14 protein-coding genes and 1 pseudogene are annotated in these 14,874 nt (G+C 73.4%); 8 read left to right on the top strand and 7 right to left on the bottom strand.

What is annotated here, in order from left to right; genetic code table 11:
* Window positions 1–12 precede the first annotated feature (12 nt).
* Both ABD437_RS09240 and ABD437_RS09235 read right to left on the bottom strand, forming a co-directional pair.
* Window positions 13–129 (bottom strand): annotated as a pseudogene (locus tag ABD437_RS09240) (TrmH family RNA methyltransferase); the annotation flags it as partial.
* A 20-nt stretch (window positions 130–149) separates the two neighbouring features.
* Window positions 150–1,025, bottom strand: a complete 876-nt coding sequence (locus ABD437_RS09235) for an SAM-dependent methyltransferase (protein ID WP_344648345.1) — start codon at window positions 1,023–1,025, stop codon at window positions 150–152.
* Window positions 1,026–1,087: 62 nt separating this feature from the next.
* Here ABD437_RS09235 and ABD437_RS09230 point away from each other — a divergent pair, with 62 nt between their 5' ends.
* From ABD437_RS09230 to ABD437_RS09205, 6 genes are all read left to right on the top strand, one after another.
* Complete coding sequence (locus ABD437_RS09230; RefSeq protein WP_344648344.1) at window positions 1,088–2,344, top strand: hypothetical protein; 1,257 nt, start codon at window positions 1,088–1,090, stop codon at window positions 2,342–2,344.
* A gap of 31 nt (window positions 2,345–2,375) precedes the next feature.
* Window positions 2,376–3,044 carry a nucleotidyltransferase domain-containing protein gene (locus tag ABD437_RS09225; RefSeq protein ID WP_344648343.1) on the top strand — a complete coding sequence of 223 codons (669 nt, stop codon included), beginning with the start codon at window positions 2,376–2,378 and terminating at the stop codon, window positions 3,042–3,044.
* On the top strand, window positions 3,041–3,460 hold the full coding sequence (locus ABD437_RS09220; protein WP_344648342.1) for a phosphatase domain-containing protein: 420 nt from the start codon (window positions 3,041–3,043) through the stop codon (window positions 3,458–3,460). Before ABD437_RS09225 ends, ABD437_RS09220 begins: the two co-directional genes overlap by 4 nt.
* A gap of 63 nt (window positions 3,461–3,523) precedes the next feature.
* Entirely contained in the window at window positions 3,524–4,474 is a 951-nt protein-coding gene (locus ABD437_RS09215; protein ID WP_344648341.1) for a GlxA family transcriptional regulator, read from the top strand.
* The gene (locus tag ABD437_RS09210; RefSeq protein ID WP_344648340.1) at window positions 4,474–5,118 is read left to right on the top strand and encodes a DJ-1/PfpI family protein; all 645 of its coding nucleotides are present in this window, start codon (window positions 4,474–4,476) and stop codon (window positions 5,116–5,118) included. The genes ABD437_RS09215 and ABD437_RS09210 overlap by 1 nt, the downstream gene beginning before the upstream one ends.
* A gap of 10 nt (window positions 5,119–5,128) precedes the next feature.
* Window positions 5,129–6,442, top strand: a complete 1,314-nt coding sequence (locus ABD437_RS09205; protein ID WP_344648339.1) for an LLM class flavin-dependent oxidoreductase — start codon at window positions 5,129–5,131, stop codon at window positions 6,440–6,442.
* Here the strand turns inward: ABD437_RS09205 and ABD437_RS09200 are convergent.
* A complete protein-coding gene (locus tag ABD437_RS09200) occupies window positions 6,413–7,273 on the bottom strand; it encodes an arginase family protein (RefSeq protein WP_344648338.1) in 861 nt (286 codons plus the stop codon). The genes ABD437_RS09205 and ABD437_RS09200 overlap by 30 nt on opposite strands.
* Window positions 7,274–7,357: 84 nt before the next feature.
* Between ABD437_RS09200 and ABD437_RS09195 the strand changes: the two genes are divergently transcribed.
* Together ABD437_RS09195 and ABD437_RS09190 are read left to right on the top strand one after the other, a co-directional pair.
* Window positions 7,358–10,375, top strand: a complete 3,018-nt coding sequence (locus ABD437_RS09195; protein WP_344648337.1) for an AfsR/SARP family transcriptional regulator — start codon at window positions 7,358–7,360, stop codon at window positions 10,373–10,375.
* Between the two features lie 116 nt (window positions 10,376–10,491).
* Window positions 10,492–11,016 (top strand): DUF4232 domain-containing protein, encoded by a 525-nt coding sequence (locus tag ABD437_RS09190; RefSeq protein ID WP_344648336.1) that lies wholly within the window; start codon window positions 10,492–10,494, stop codon window positions 11,014–11,016.
* Here ABD437_RS09190 and ABD437_RS09185 read toward each other — a convergent pair.
* From ABD437_RS09185 to ABD437_RS09170, 4 genes are all read right to left on the bottom strand, one after another.
* Complete coding sequence (locus tag ABD437_RS09185) at window positions 10,952–11,893, bottom strand: NAD(P)H-dependent flavin oxidoreductase (protein WP_425558132.1); 942 nt, start codon at window positions 11,891–11,893, stop codon at window positions 10,952–10,954. The genes ABD437_RS09190 and ABD437_RS09185 overlap by 65 nt on opposite strands.
* Before the next feature lie 13 nt (window positions 11,894–11,906).
* Entirely contained in the window at window positions 11,907–13,352 is a 1,446-nt protein-coding gene (locus ABD437_RS09180; protein ID WP_344648334.1) for a class I adenylate-forming enzyme family protein, read from the bottom strand.
* A 29-nt stretch (window positions 13,353–13,381) separates the two neighbouring features.
* Window positions 13,382–13,750: a nuclear transport factor 2 family protein gene (locus ABD437_RS09175; RefSeq protein ID WP_344648333.1), complete on the bottom strand. Its 369-nt coding sequence runs from the start codon at window positions 13,748–13,750 to the stop codon at window positions 13,382–13,384.
* Window positions 13,747–14,874 (bottom strand): class I adenylate-forming enzyme family protein (locus ABD437_RS09170; protein WP_344648332.1); only part of this gene is annotated, 1,128 nt, incomplete at its 5' end. The genes ABD437_RS09170 and ABD437_RS09175, both read right to left, overlap by 4 nt.

The following is a 14,874-nucleotide window of genomic DNA, read 5'->3' as shown; positions in this document are numbered from 1 at the left end:
AGCCGGTCGCGTCCCGGCCGCGTCGCCGGTGCGCAGCAGCGTGCCGAGGTTGGCGTCGTGCAGCGGCCGGAGCGGCGCCGCGATCAGATGGTCCCAGCAGCGGTGGGACCGGGGGCGGCGTCGGGCCCGGTGGGCCGCTCCCGGTCAGCTCACGGCTTGCGGGCGACACCCGCGTACATCGCGGAGTCTCCGTGCGGCACGCCGAGCGCCTTCTCGTCGGGGTGCCAGTCGTTGGTGAGCGTGACCCCCGGGTCGACCAGCTCGTACCCGTCGAAGAACGTCTCCACCGCGGCCTTGTCGCGCAGCGCGACGAAGATGCCCTGCTCGCGGTAGGCGGCGGCCGCGCGGTGGATGCCGTCACCGATGTCGCCGGTGGCCGTGGAGAGCGCGAGGAAACTGCCGCTCGGCAGCCGGTCCATCAGGCGGCGGACGACGTCGTAGGCGACCTCGTCCGGGATGAACTGCACGACCGCGATGACGGAGAGCGCCACCGGCTGCGTCAGGTCGAGCGTGTCGGTGAACTCCGGCGACGAGAGGATCGACTCCGGGTCGGTCAGGTCGGCGTCGACGTACACCGTCCGGCCCTCGGGGGAGCTGGTCAGCAGCGCCCGGGCGTGGGCCAGCACGATCGGGTCGTTGTCGACGTAGACGACGCGCGACTCGGGCGCGACCTCCTGGACCACGTCGTGCAGGTTCGGCGCGGTCGGGATGCCGGTGCCGACGTCGAGGAACTGCCGGATCCCGGCCTTCTCGGCCAGGTACCGGACCGCCCGGTTCATGAAGTACCGGTTCTGCTGCATCGACGTCCGCACGCCGGGCCAGCCGGCCAGCGACAGGTCACCCGCGGCGCGGTCGGGCGGGAAGTTGTCCTTGCCGCCGAGGATGTAGTCGTAGATGCGCGCGGAGTGCGGTACGTCGGTGCGTAAGTCCACCCCGATCTGCTCGGGGTCCGGCTTCATCCAGTCCGGGGTCGGCTCGCTCATCGTCACCGAATCTCTCTCCGCGGCGGCTTCCTCGCCACGCATGGTAGCCACTGTAGACAGCGTCCTTACACTCGCCCCATCCGCCACAGCCGACGGAGAGACCTGTGCAGCGCTTACGTTCCGTACCGGCATCGGAGTGGGCTCTGCTCGCTGCGCTGCTGCTCATCGCGGTGGCCACCCGCTACGTCGGACGGGACTACGTCACCGGCGACATGGAGATCTTCTTCCAGTGGTACGCCCACCTGGAACGCAACGGCCCGGGTTCGCCGGTGGGCAACTACAACGCGCCGTTCCTGTATCTCCTGCTGCTCGCCGGGTGGCTGCCGGGTGAGCTCCTGTACAACCTGAAGGCCATCTTCGTCGTGTTCGACGTGGTGCTTTCCTGGTACGTCTTCCGGCTCGTGGGCCTGCGGTACGCCGGGTGGCGGGTGCCGGCGGCGGCCGCGCTGATCGTCGCGTTCCTGCCCACGGTGGTGATCAACGCGTCGATGTACGGCCAGTGCGACTCGATCTGGGCGTCGTTCGCGGTCGGGGCGCTGTACCACCTGCTGCGTGGCTCGCACTGGATCGCGGTGTCGTTCTGCGCGCTGGCCTACGCGTTCAAGCCGCTGGGCATCTTCATCCTCCCGACGCTGGCGCTGCTCCTGCTGGCCGGGAAGGTCCGCTGGCGCACGCTCGTCGCGTTGCCGCTGGTGTACGTCGCGGTCGACGTCCCGATCATGCTGCTCGGGCGGGACCCGGTCGAGGTGCTGACGCTCTACTTCCACCAGCTGGACGACCCGGCCCGGCTCACCCGGGGCGGCCCGACCGTGTTCCAGTTCTTCGACGTGCGCACCGGCGCGTTGGAGCTCGCGTCGCTGGGCACCCTGCTGGCCGGGGCCGCGGTGCTGGGCATCTGCTGGGTGCTGATCGCGACGCGCACCGAGCTGGATCACTCCCGGATCGTCGCCGCGGCGGCGAGTTTCGCGCTGATCGTGCCGTTCCTGCAGCCCCGGATGCACGAGCGCTACTTCTACCTCGCCGACGTCCTGACGCTGGTCCTCGCGTTCTACGTCCCCCGGCGCTGGTACCTGCCGCTGATCGTGCAGGCGGCGTCGTTCCTGTCGTACCTGCCGTTCCTGCTGCGCGGTGGGCCGCCCGGCACCTATCTGGACCGCAAGTGGCTGGCCGCGCTGATGCTCGTGGCGCTGGTGCTCACCACCTACCACCTGCTGCGTGACGTCCGCGGTGGCCCGTCCACCCCGGCGGACGGAGGCTCACCGCCCCCGGAGGCGGGCGCGGGCCGGGAACCGGAGGAGGCACTCCCCGACCCGCCCGCGGCCCGGCCGGCCGCGGAGATCGTCGTCCGGCGGGGCATTTAAGCCTTTGGTCCCAGGAGGGATCATTAACCCCGTGAACACCTTGCTCCTCGGTGTCGTCGGATCGACGGCCTACGGGCTCGCGCACGCGGGCTCCGACGTCGATCGGCTCGGTGTGTACGCGGTGCCCACCGTCGAACTGCACGGGCTGCACCTGCCGATCGACAAGGCGGCCACCGTCGTCCGGCACGACCCCGACCAGACCGTGCACGAGGCCCGCAAGTTCGCGATGCTGTGCCTGTCGTCGAACCCGACGGTCACCGAGCTGCTCTGGCTGCCCTCGTACGAGCAGCGCACCCCGCTCGGCGACGAGCTGGTCGGGCTGCGGACCGCGTTCGCCAGCGCCGACGGCGTGCGCAACGCGTACTTCGGGTACGCCACCGCCCAGTTCAAGCGCCTGCTGACGACGGGCCAGTTCCAGTCGAAGATGCGCAAGCGGCAGTCCAAGCACGGCCGGCACCTGCTGCGCCTGCTCGACCAGGGTTACGAGTACTACGTCACCGGGCGGCTGCGGCTGCGCGTGGACGACCCGGAGCGCTACCGCGAGTTCGGCGACCGGGTGGCCGCCGACCCCGAGGTCGCCCGGCCGGTGCTGGCCGCGGCGCAGGAGAAGTTCGACGGCGCGACCTCGCCGCTGCCGCTGGCCCCGGACGAGCCCGCGGTCGAGGCCTGGCTGCGCCGGGTACGGAAGGAGTACCTGTGAAACCGTCCGCGGTGCTCGTCGACGTCGACGGCACGCTCGCGACACGCGTCACCGACCGCTCGCCGTTCGACTGGCAGCGCGTCGGCGAGGACGCGCCGGTGGCCGCCGTCGTCGCGGCCGTCCGGGCCCTGCACGCGGCCGGGCACACGATCGTCGTGCTGTCCGGCCGGGACGAGACGTGCCGCCGCCAGACCGAGTCCTGGCTGACCCACCACCTCGGGGTGCCCTACGAGCACCTCCTGATGCGTCGCGCGAAGGACAACCGCCGGGACGACCTGGTGAAACGTGAGCTCTACGAGCGGTTCGTGCGGGAGCGCTACGCGGTCCTCTGCGTGCTCGACGACCGCGATCAGGTCGTGCGGATGTGGCGGAAGCTCGGGCTGGTCTGCTTCCAGGTCGCGGAGGGTGACTTCTGAGACGGCAGGAAAGGTGGGAACGACGACCTTGCTGCCATCGGCCGGGGCCACCACCCTGAGGTCATGCAATCAGTGCTGGTCGTGCTGTTCGACGGGGTGCAGAGCCTCGACGTGAGCGGCCCGCTGGAGGTCTTCGCCGGGGCGAACCGGGCGGTGCCGGGCACCTACCGGCTCGCCACCGCGAGCCCCGGCGGAGCCCCGGTGCGGACCTCCGGCGGCCTGACGCTCGTCCCCGACTCCGGTCTGGAGAGCGCCGACCCCCCGCACACGCTCGTCGTCCCCGGCGGCGAGGGCACCCGCGACCTCGACCCCGACGTGGTGGGCTGGCTGCGGTCGCGGGCGCCGGACGTCACCCGCCTGGTGTCGGTGTGCACGGGGGCGTTCCTGCTGGCCGAGGCGGGCCTGCTCGACGGCAGGCGCGCGACCACGCACTGGTGGGCCTGCGACACGCTGGCCCGGCGCTACCCGCGGATCGACGTCGACCCGGAGCCGATCTTCGTCCGGGACGGCCCGGTCGCCACCTCGGCCGGCGTCACCGCCGGGATCGACCTGGCGCTGGCGCTGGTCGAGGAGGACCTGGGCCGCGAGGTGGCGCTGACCATCGCCAGGCACCTGGTGATGTTCCTGCGCCGGCCGGGCAACCAGGCCCAGTTCTCGACGCAGCTCTCGGCCCAGGTCGCCGACCGGCCCGGGCTGCGTGAGGTGCAGCGCTGGATCGCCGACAACCCGCGGGCCGACCTGAGCGTCGAGGCGCTCGCCCGCCGCGCGAACCTCTCGCCCCGGCAGTTCGCCCGCGCGTTCGCCGCCGAGGTCGGGCGCACCCCCGGGCGGTACGTCGACCAGGTGCGGCTGGAGACCGCGCGCCGCGTGCTGGAGGAGAGCGACGAGAGCGTCGAGGTGATCTCGCGCCGCTGCGGTTACGGGACGACGGAGGCGATGCGCCGCGCCTTCGTCCGGACGCTGGGCGTCGCGCCCGGCGACTACCGGCGCCGGTTCTCGGGAGGGAAGCCCTGATGCTCTTCGCCGTCCTGCTCTACCCGAGGGTCACCGCGCTCGACGCGGTCGGCCCCTACGACGTGTTCAGCAAGGTCCCCGGTAACGACGTCGTGTTCGTCGGCGAGCGGACCGGCCCGGTGCGGACCGAGATCGGCAGCCTCGGCCTGGTCGCCGACGCCACCCTCGACGAGGTGACGAGCCCCGACGTGGTCGTCGTGCCCGGCGGCCACGGCCAGGCCGACCTGATGTCCGGCGGCCCGGTGCGTGACTGGCTGCGCCGCACCGACGCGACCAGCACCTGGACGACGTCGGTGTGCTCGGGCTCGCTGCTCCTCGCCGCCGCCGGCCTGCTGCGGGGGCGGCGGGCGACGTCGCACTGGCTGGCGCTCGACCAGCTCCCGGCGTTCGGCGCCGAGCCGACCGGCGAACGGGTGGTGCGTGACGGCAAGTACGTCACCGCGGCCGGGGTGTCGTCGGGAATCGACATGGCGCTGACCCTGGTCGGCCTCCAGAGCGGCGACCGGGTCGCGCAGGCGGTGCAGCTGGGCATCGAGTACGACCCGCAGCCGCCCTACGACGCCGGCGTACCGTCGAAGGCGCCCGCGGACGTCGTCGACTACCTGCGTCAGCACCGCCGGTTCGTGCTCACGGGACGCGATTAGCATCCGGGGCATGAGCATGATCCTCGGGGCGATGATCTTCTACCCGGGCGGCGAGCACCTGGCCAGCTGGCGGCTGCCCGGTGCCCGGCCCGAGCGGTACCTGGACCTCGGCTACTACCGGGACTTCGCCCGCACGGCCGAGCGCGGCGGTTTCGCGACGCTGTTCATCGCCGACGAGCTGTACGTCTGGGACCGGTTCGCCTCGGGCATCGACCACGTCGTGAACATCCGCACCGAGCCGTTCACGCTGCTGGGCGCGCTCTCCCAGGTCACCGAGCGGATCGGCCTGGCCGCGACGGTCTCCACCACCTACAACGAGCCGTACCACATCGCCCGCAAACTGGCGTCGCTGGACTTCCTCAGCGAGGGACGGGCCGGCTGGAACGTCGTCACCAGCGCGAGCGACGAGGAGGCCTGGAACTTCGGCCGCGACGCGAACCTCGACCACGCGGTGCGCTACCGCCGGGCCGCGGAGTTCATCGACGTCGTCAACGGCCTCTGGGACAGCTGGGACGACGACGCGTTCCGCTACGACAAGGAGTCGGGCTACTTCGCCGACGCCGCGAAGCTGCACACGCTCGACCACCGCGGCGAGTTCTTCACCGTCCGCGGCCCGCTGAACATCGCCCGGCCGCCCCAGGGCCGCCCGGTGATCTTCCAGGCCGGTGCGTCGGAGGCGGGCCGGGCGCTGGCCGGCGCCACCGCCGAGGCGGTGTTCACGATGGGCACCAACGCGGTGCGCGGCGCGAAGATCCTCTACGACGACTACAAGGCGCGGGCCGCGGCGAACGGCCGGAACCCCGACCATCTCAAGGTGCTGCCCGCGCTCTCCCCGGTGATCGGCGGGACGCTGCGCGAGGCCGAGGAGTACCTCGACGAGATCGAGGCGCTCACCCCCGAGCGACTCTCGCTCGACTGGCTGTCGCACTACCTCCAGTTCGACGTCAGCAGCCACCCGATGGACGAGACGTTCCAGCCCGACCTGTCGGTGCCCACCAACCAGGTCCGGTCGGTGCAGGAGCAGATCGGCCGGCTGGTCGGGTCGGGCAGCTACACGCTGCGTGAGGTCAACCGGGCGTTGCTGCGTCGCCGGTTCCTGGTCGGCACGCCCGACATGATCGCCGACTGGATGACCGAGCGTTACCGGGCCGGTGCCGCGGACGGGTTCATGCTCGCGTTCTCGTCGATCCCGGTCGGCGTCGAGGCGTTCGTCGACCTGGTCGTGCCGGAGCTGACGAAACGGGGCGTGTACCACGGCGGGTACCGCGGCCGCACCCACCGGGAGAACCTGGGCCTACCGGTGCCCCCGAGCCGCTACGCGTGAGGCGGTGGCCACGTAGGACCCGATCCGGGCGGCGGCCGCTCCGCCGTCGAGGTCGGGGTTGTAGATGGCGACGCTCACCCCGCCGCAGCCGCCGATCGTGAGCAGCCGCTCGGTCAGGGCCTCCAGCTGGTCCCAGGACAGGCCGCCGGGCTGCGGGTAGTCCACGGCCGGCAACGCCTCGGTGCTCAGCACGTCGAGGTCCACGTGCAGCCACCAGTGCCCGGTGCGTGCGACGAGACCGGCGGCCATCCGGCGCGCGGTCTCCAGGCCACCGGGGGCGGCCAGCCGGTCACCGGGGAGCACGGCCACCCGGTCGGCCAGGCTCGGCTGGCCGGCCCCGGCGAGCTCGCCGGCGTCGCGGGGACCGAGCTGGACGAGGTCGGCCGGGCGGAGCACCGCCGGGTACCCGGGCACCCAGCCGAGCGCGAGCGCGATCTCGCTGTCGGCGGCCTCGCCGGTCGGGGAGCGGTGCGGGTCCCAGGCGTCCTCGTGGCCGTCGACGAACACCAGGCCGGCGCCGTACCCGCGCCGCTCGGCGGCGGTCAGGCCGCCCAGCAGCACCGGGCAGTCGCCGCCCAGCACCACCGGGAACCGGTCGGCGGCCCACGCGTCGAGCACCCGCTCGGACACCGACGTCACCATCGCGGCCAGCGCGTTCTCGGCGGCCAGGCCGCTCGGGCCGCGGGCCGGATCGCCGGTCGGGACGTGCGCGTGCACCACCCGCGCGCCGGACAGCCGGCCGGGCAGCCCGGCGTCGAGCAGCGCCGACGGTGCCCGCGCCACCCCGTCGGCGGCTCCGGAGGAGTTGAACGGCACCACGATGAGGTCCACCCGCACATCATCGCGCGAGTTACATTGGCTCCAGGGCGTTCACCGAGTTCGTCTACTGTAGACCTCCGCTGGTCGGGAGGGCTCATGAGTGCGTTTCGCCTGCTGGGCAGTTTCGAGGTGCGCGCGCCCGACGGTTCCCGGATCGCGGTGGGCCGGCGCAAGCAGCGGGCGCTGCTCGCGTTGCTGCTGCTGCGCGGCTCCTCGCTGGTGCGCACCGACGAGATCGTCGACGCGCTGTGGGGCGCCCGCCCGCCGTCGTCGGCGCGGGCCAACCTGCACTCGTACGTGTTCGGGCTGCGGCGGGTGCTCGAGCAGGTCGCGCCGGGCGGGGCCGGGTGGCTGGTCACGTCGGCCGCCGGCTACCGGCTGGACGTCGCCGCCGGGAACTGCGACGCGGTCGTCTTCGAGAGCCTGGCGGCCGAGGGGCGCCGCGCCCTCGAACAGGACTGCCCCGCCGACGCGGTGGACGTCCTGACCCGCGCGCTGGCGCTCTGGCGCGGGCCGCTGGTGCCCGACCTGGCCGACGCGCCGTGGATGGCCCCGCACGTCACCCGGCTGACCGAGACCCGGCTGGCCGCGATCGAGGACCGCACCGAGGCCCGGCTGGCGCTCGGCGACCACGCCGGGCTGGTCGGCGAGCTCGCCGCCGCGACCGCCGAACACCCGCTCCGTGAGCGGCTCTGGAGCCAGTACCTGCGGGTGTTGCGGGCCACCGGCGCCCGCGCCCAGGCGCTCGCCGCCTACGAGACGCTGCGCGCGGTCCTGCGCGACGAGCTGGGCGTCGAGCCCTCGCCGGAGCTCCAGGAGCTCTACCGGGCGATCCGCGACGACACCGGCGCGGCGCCACCGCGTCCACCGGCGCTCCTACCCCCGGCGGTGCCGGACTTCACCGGCCGGGCCCCCGAGGTGCGCCGGCTGCTGAAGGTCCTGACGCCGCACACCCCACCGGCCGGGCTGTCCGTCCTGGGCATCACCGGGATGGCCGGGGTCGGCAAGACGACGCTCGCGGTGCACGTCGCGCACGCGGCCGCACCGGCCTACCCGGACGGTCAGCTGTACGTGAACCTGGCCGGCGCCGGGCCCGATCCGGTCGCGCCGGCCGACGTGCTGGGCCGGTTCCTGCGTGCGCTGGGCGTGCCGAGCCCCGCGGTGCCCACCGACGCCGACGAACGGGCCGAGCTCTACCGCACGCTGCTCACCGGGCGGCGGGTTCTCGTCGTGCTCGACAACGCCGCGAGCGAAGCCCAGGTCCGGCCGCTGCTGCCGGGCGCGGCGGGCTGCACGGTGCTGGTCACCGGCCGGGTGCGGCTGTCCGGTCTGGAGGGTGCGCGCTGGACCGAGCTCGACGTGCTCGACGCGTGCGACGGCGTCCGGCTGCTGGCCCGGATCGTCGACGACGCCAGGGTCGACGACCACGACGCCGACGCCGCCGACGTCGTGGGACTCTGCGGTGGGCTGCCGCTGGCGGTGCGCATCGCGGGCGCGCGCCTGACCGCGCGCCCCGGCTGGACCGTGTCGCACCTGGTGGCGCTGCTGCGTGACGAGAACCGTCGCCTCGACCGGCTCGACGCCGGTGACCTGCGGGTGCGCGCGTCGCTGGCGCTGAGCGACGACGGGCTCCGGCCGTCCGCGCGGGTGCTGTTCCGGCGCCTGAGCGTGCTCGACGTCCCCGACTTCGCCGGCTGGCTGGCCACCGTGCTCTCCGACGAGAAGCCCGAGCAGGCCGCCCGCGACCTCGACGACCTGGTCGACGCCCACGTGCTCGCGGCCGTGGGCACGGACGCCGCCGGGCAGACCCGCTACCGCTTCCACGATCTGGTGCGCCTCTACGCCCGCGACCGGGCCGCCGCCGCCGGTGACACCGAGGAGGCGCTGCGCCGCGGAACGGGCGCCTGGCTGGCGGTGGCCGCGGAGCTCGAACCCGGCATCCCCGGCCCCACCTGGGCCCCGATCGTCAGCGGGGCGTTCCGCCCGGACGTCGACGAGGTCCGCGACGAGCTGGCCGGGGTGCCCGCCCTCGACTGGTTCGACGCCGAGCAGGTCGCGGTGCGCGCGCTGATCCGCCAGGCCTGCGCGGCCGGGTGCACCGACGTCGCGTTCGACCTGGCCCAGCGCTGCGAGAAGTACTTCGACCTGCGCGGGATGTACGCCGAGTGGGGCGCGACGAACCGCCTGGTCGTCGACGCCTGCCTGGCCGCGGGCGACCGCCGGGGCGAGGCCGTCGCGCGGCGCGGCCTGGCCGATCTGACCACCTGGATCACCGACGACCGGAGCACCGAGGCGATGACCCGCCAGCACGCCGAGGCGACCCGGGTGCAGGAGCTGTTCCGCGAGGTCGGCGAGTACGGCGGCATGGCCGACGCCGGCGTGATGCGCTCCTGGGCGCTGACCGCCACCGGACGCCACGCCGAGGCGATCGACGCCGCCCGCGAGGCGCTGGCGTGGGCCGCGGACGCCGCCCACGTGGGCGGGGAGTCACGCGCGCACCTGGCGTTGGCCGTGGCGGCGGGGGAGTCCGGTGACCTGGGGAGCGCGCTGGAGCACCTGACCTTGGCGCTGGAGCGGGCCCGGGTGCTCGGCAACCCGCGCGGCGAGGCGACCGTGCTGCAGTTCTTCGGCATCGGGTTCGGCCGGGCCGGCCTGCTCGACGAGGCCGAGGGGTACCTCACCGAGTCGCTGGGGATCTCGCGGCGGCACCGCGACCTCTACACCGGGACGCTGACGTTGATCTGCCTGGCGCGGGTGCGTCGGGAACGGGGGGACGAGGACGCGTCGGTGGCCGCCGAGGAGGCGTTGGCGACGGCGCGCGAGTACAACATGCCGCACCACGTCGCCGACGCGCTCGGGATCCTCGGGGAGATCGCGCTCGGGGCCGGCCGGCCGGTGGAGGCGGTCGGGTACCTGCGTGAGTCGGTGGCGCTGTGGCGCACGCGCGGCTGGCTGCGGTTCCTGGCCGGGGCGCTGGTGTCGCTGGGGCGGGCGCTGCTCGCGGTGGACCGCGCCGAGGCCGCCGCCGCGTTGCGTGAGGGTGCCGCGCTGTTCACGCGGGCCGGGGACGGTCCCGGGGCGGACGAGGCCGAGCGTTTACTCGCGGAACTCTGACCACTCGCGTCCGATGGGGGACATCCGTTGTGTTGCCTCGCCAACGGAGCGAGAGTGTCGTTGTCCCTTCAATTGGTTACGAAGCGAACGTAGGCGATCGAAGGGAATGTCCTCTGATGAACAGCCGTATCGCGCTGCTCGGCGTCGGTCTGCTGCTCGGCGTGTCGGCCTGCTCGGTCGGGTTCGCGTCCGCTCGGGCCGCGGACCCGGCGGTGTGCACGGCCGACGACATCCAGGTCGACGTCACCTGGCAGCCGTCGGGTCCGGTCGGGCTGGTCGCGCTGGAGAACGCGTCCGAGCGGGCCTGCATGCTCCAGGGGCGGGCGGCGGTCACGCTCACCAACGCGGCCGACGAGAACGTGCCGGTCCCGACCGTGGCGGTGGACGAGCCCGGGCCCGCGGTGTCGTTCCTGCTCCCGCCGGGGTCGACGGCGTTCCAGGGCATCACGTGGACGCCGTGCGACAAGGGTGACAGCGCGTGCGGGGTCGGCAACGGCCTGCGCGTGACGCTGCCCGGGTCGACGTCGCCGCTGACCGCGGAGCTGCTGGAGTTCCCGGCGCCGGAGAAGAACGACATCACGATGTCGTCCCTGCGGGTCGGGACGATCCAGCCGTCCCGCCAGGGTGTGGTGGCCTGGTGACGAGACGATCCAGCGCGGTGCGGAACTCCGACTCCAGGCGGTCGACCACCTCGGCCACCGGGGGAGCGTCGGTCACCAGCCCGAGCCCCTGGCCCGCGGCCCAGAGATCACGCCACCGCGCCGCCGGGTTCGCGCTGTCGTAGGCGCGGCCACCGGCGGGCGTCCCGGCCGGGTCGATGCCGTGCGCGTCCAGGCTGGGCCGCAGCCACGACGCCGGTGTCCCGGTGACGGCCGCGCTGATCACCAGGTCGTCCGGGCCGTGGTCGACCACCATCCGCTTGTACTCCGGCACCGCCCGGCTCTCCGCGGTGGCCAGGAACCGGGTGCCGATCGACACCAGGTCGGCGCCGGTCGCCAGCCCGCCGAGCACCCCGGCGCCGTCGGCGACGCCTCCGCCGACCACGAGCAACCCGTCGAAGAACGACCGGACCGCCGGGACGAAGGCGAGCGGCGAGAGGTGCCCGGTGTGCCCACCGGAGCCCGCCGACACCAGCCCGAGCCCGTCGACGCCGGCCGCCACCGCCTTGCGCGCGAGCCGCAGGTCGACCACGTCGGCGATCACCAGCCCGCCGTAGGCGTGCACGACCTCGACGGCCGGGGCGGGAGAACCCAGCGCGGTGATCACGACCGGCGGCCGGTACTCGGCCACCAGACGCAGGTCGTCGGCGAGCCGGGTGTTGGTGCGGTGGGTGACCAGGTTCAGCGCCCACGGCGAGTCCACCGCGCCGGTGATCGTGCCCAGCCAGGCGTCCAGCTCGTCGGTGGTGCGGCAGTTCGGGGCCGGGAACGCGCCCAGCACCCCGGCCTTCGCGGCCGCGATCACCAGCTCCGGCCCCGATACCAGGAACATCGGCGCGCACAGCACCGGCAGCCGCATCCCGGCCAACACGTCAGGAAGCACCGAACCTCCGCTGCAGCTCGTCCTTGCGTACCTTCAGGCTGGCGGTGCGCGGCAGCGCGTCGACCACGTGGATGCTCGTCGGCTTCTTGTACGACGCGAGCCGTTCGCGGACCAGCACGTCCAGCGCGGCGGTGTCCACCGCCGCACCCGGCCGCGGCACCACCGCGGCGGTCACGGTCTCACCCCACCGGGGGTGCGCGACGCCGAACACCGCCACCTCGGCCACCCCGTCGCCGAGCGCCAGCACCTGCTCCACCTCGGCCGGGAACACGTTCATGCCGCCGGTCACGATCATGTCCTTCGACCGGCCGCGCACGTACAGGTAACCGGCGTCGTCGAGCGCGCCCAGGTCACCGGTGCGCACGGAATCACCCGCGGGTGCGCCGTCGAGGTAACCGCTGAACAGCGTCTCGCTCCGGACCACGATCTCGCCGGTCTCGCCCGCCGGCAGCGGCTCCCCGTCCGGGCCGACGATCGACACCGACGCGATCGGCACCGCCCGCCCGGCGCTCGCGTACGGGTCGGACGCCGCGCAGCCCGCGCGCCAGTCGTCGGGCACGGTCGCGGTGACCGGCGCGCCGGTCTCGGTCATGCCGTAGGTCTCCACGTACCGCGGCCCGATCGCGTCGACGAGGTCGGCGACCGCGTCCCGGGACGCGAGCGACCCGGAGTGCAGCACGCCGTCGAGGTGGTCGAGCACCGCCGGTCGCTTCCGGACGGCGTCCGCGAACGCGGTCATCAGCGGCGTCGGCGCGTAGGTGAAGTTCGTGCGTTCGGCGATCATCGTCCCGACCCAGCGTTCGGGGTCGAGCCCGGCCAGGAACGAGATCTCCCCGCCGACGTACAGGTGGGGCAGGACGACGCCCCAGATCCCGGCGACGAACGCGAGCGTCCCGGTGAAGCCGCAGCGGCTGCCCCAGCGCAGCCCGTCGTGGGCGGGCATGTGCCGCACGATCCGGTCGAGGTTGCGGTGCGTGTGCACGACGCCTTTCGGGCGCCCGGTGGTGCCGCTGGTGAACCCGACGATCCCGGGGAGGTCGGGATCGCCGGGCGTCCTCGGCACGGCGGTGGACCCCGCCGCGACCATGTCCCGGTAGCGGGACGGGGTGACGACGTCGAGGCCGCGCAGCGTGTCCTCCAGGCGCTCGACGTGTCCGGCGGTGACGACGACCGTGCCGGCGCCCGAGCGGGCCAGCACCTCCGCGATCTCCGGCACCGCCAGCCGGTCGTTGACGTGCACCGCGGTCGCCCCGGTGAGGCCGACCCCGAGGTAGGCCTCCACGCCGTCGGCCCGGTCCTCGACGACCAGCGCCACCCGGTCGCCGGGGCCGGTGCCGAGCGCGTGCGCGAACCGCACCGCGCGGTCGCGTGACTCGCCGTGCGTGCGGGCCACGCCGTGGCCGCGGAAGGCGACGGCGGAGCGCCGCCGTCCCATCGCGGCCACGACCGTGTGGGCCCACACGTCTACCGGCCCATCCCGCGCAGCAGCGTCGCCCGGTCGTAGTACTCGAGCCACTCGGTGACCTTGCCGTCGGCGATCCGCAGCACGCCGACGACCGGGACCTCGCCCTCGTGCCCGTTGAACCCGAACCGGTCGACCCGCTCGACGAACACCTTCCCGTCGATCGTCCCGAGGGTCTTGATGTCGAGGGTGATCCAGGTGGCGCCGGCCGCGAGCTCACGCAGCCGCCCGGCGATCGCCTCCTTGCCGACCAGCGGTTCCTGCATGACGCTGTGCAGCACACCGTCGTCGGCGAACAGGTCGATCGCGCGGTCCCAGTCGAGCCGGTCCCAGGCATCGAACATCTCGCGTGCGACATCGAGGTCGGTCATCGGCGTAGCTCCCGCTTCAGTACCTTGCCGACAGGGTTGCGGGGCAAGGCCTCCCGCACGTCGAGCCGCTCCGGCAGCTTGTACGACGCGATCTTCTGCTCACGCAGGTGGGCGACGAGCTCGTCGAGGGTCAGCGAGGCCCCCGGCGCGAGCACGACGACCGCCGCGACCTTCTCGCCGAGCACCTCGTCGGGGTCACCGACGACCGCGACGTCGGCGACCGCCGGATGAGCCCCGATCAGGCCCTCCAGCTCCGCCGGGGCGATGTTCATCCCGCCCCGGATCACCAGGTCCTTGGCGCGGTCGAGGAACCGCAGGAACTGGCCGCGGTCCCCGGCGATCTCGAACAGGTCCCCGGTCTTGAGGTAGCCGTCCTGGTCGAACGGCTTCGTGCCGTTGAGGTAGCCCGCGAACACCGTCGGCCCGCCCAGGTACAGCTCCCCGGGCACCCCCGGTTCGACGACCTCCGCACCCGACACCGGGTCGACCAGCTTCACCGTGACCTGGCCGCCCAGCCGGGACGACCAGGTCACCCCGGGCGCGCCGTAGCGGGGGAAGAACTGGGCCCGCTCGGTCGGATCCGGGATGTCCTCCGGGCCGGAGAGCAGCCCGATGCCCTCGTTGGACCCGAAGAAGTTGATGACGCCGATCCCGAACCGGTCCTGCCAGCCACGCACCATCTCCGGCTGCAGCGGCACCGAACCCGACCCGATCCGGGTCAGCGCGGACGTCTCGATCGCCGCGCTCAGCCGGTCGTCGGAGAGCAGCAGCCAGAGCATCGCCGGCGGCGCCACCGTGTACGTGACGCGCTCCGACGCGATCTGACCGAGGAACACCCCGAGGTCGAACGGGTGGTGCTGGACGAGCACGCACCCGGTACGCAGCCACGGCAGGAACATGCCGTTGATGCCGGCCATGTTCACCATCGGGAACGGGTTGAGCAGCACGTCGTCGGCGACCATGCGGGGCGCGTCCACGGTGGCCCAGCAGATCGCCAGCCAGTCCAGATGGCACCGCGGCACCCCCTTCGGGGTGCTCTCGGTGCCCGAGGTCCAGCAGATCGTCAGGCAGTCGTTGGCGTCGTTCGGGTCGGCGGCCCGGTGCGCCGCCACCGCCGCCCGGTC

Source organism: Cryptosporangium japonicum (assembly GCF_039524755.1).
In the GTDB taxonomy this organism is placed as follows: domain Bacteria; phylum Actinomycetota; class Actinomycetes; order Mycobacteriales; family Cryptosporangiaceae; genus Cryptosporangium; species Cryptosporangium japonicum.
This window is presented reverse-complemented; position numbering and strand designations above follow the sequence as displayed.

Bases quoted from the DNA above. Each gene is read 5' to 3' on its own strand.
- ABD437_RS09235 (WP_344648345.1), bottom strand. From the start codon at position 1,025: ATGCGTGGCGAGGAAGCCGCCGCGGAGAGAGATTCGGTGACGATGAGC.
- ABD437_RS09215 (WP_344648341.1), top strand. From the start codon at position 3,524: ATGCAATCAGTGCTGGTCGTGCTGTTCGACGGGGTGCAGAGCCTCGAC.
- ABD437_RS09210 (WP_344648340.1), top strand. From the start codon at position 4,474: ATGCTCTTCGCCGTCCTGCTCTACCCGAGGGTCACCGCGCTCGACGCG.
- ABD437_RS09205 (WP_344648339.1), top strand. From the start codon at position 5,129: ATGAGCATGATCCTCGGGGCGATGATCTTCTACCCGGGCGGCGAGCAC.
- ABD437_RS09195 (WP_344648337.1), top strand. From the start codon at position 7,358: ATGAGTGCGTTTCGCCTGCTGGGCAGTTTCGAGGTGCGCGCGCCCGAC.
- ABD437_RS09190 (WP_344648336.1), top strand. From the start codon at position 10,492: ATGAACAGCCGTATCGCGCTGCTCGGCGTCGGTCTGCTGCTCGGCGTG.
- ABD437_RS09185 (WP_425558132.1), bottom strand. From the start codon at position 11,893: ATGCGGCTGCCGGTGCTGTGCGCGCCGATGTTCCTGGTATCGGGGCCG.
- ABD437_RS09180 (WP_344648334.1), bottom strand. From the start codon at position 13,352: ATGGGACGGCGGCGCTCCGCCGTCGCCTTCCGCGGCCACGGCGTGGCC.
- ABD437_RS09175 (WP_344648333.1), bottom strand. From the start codon at position 13,750: ATGACCGACCTCGATGTCGCACGCGAGATGTTCGATGCCTGGGACCGG.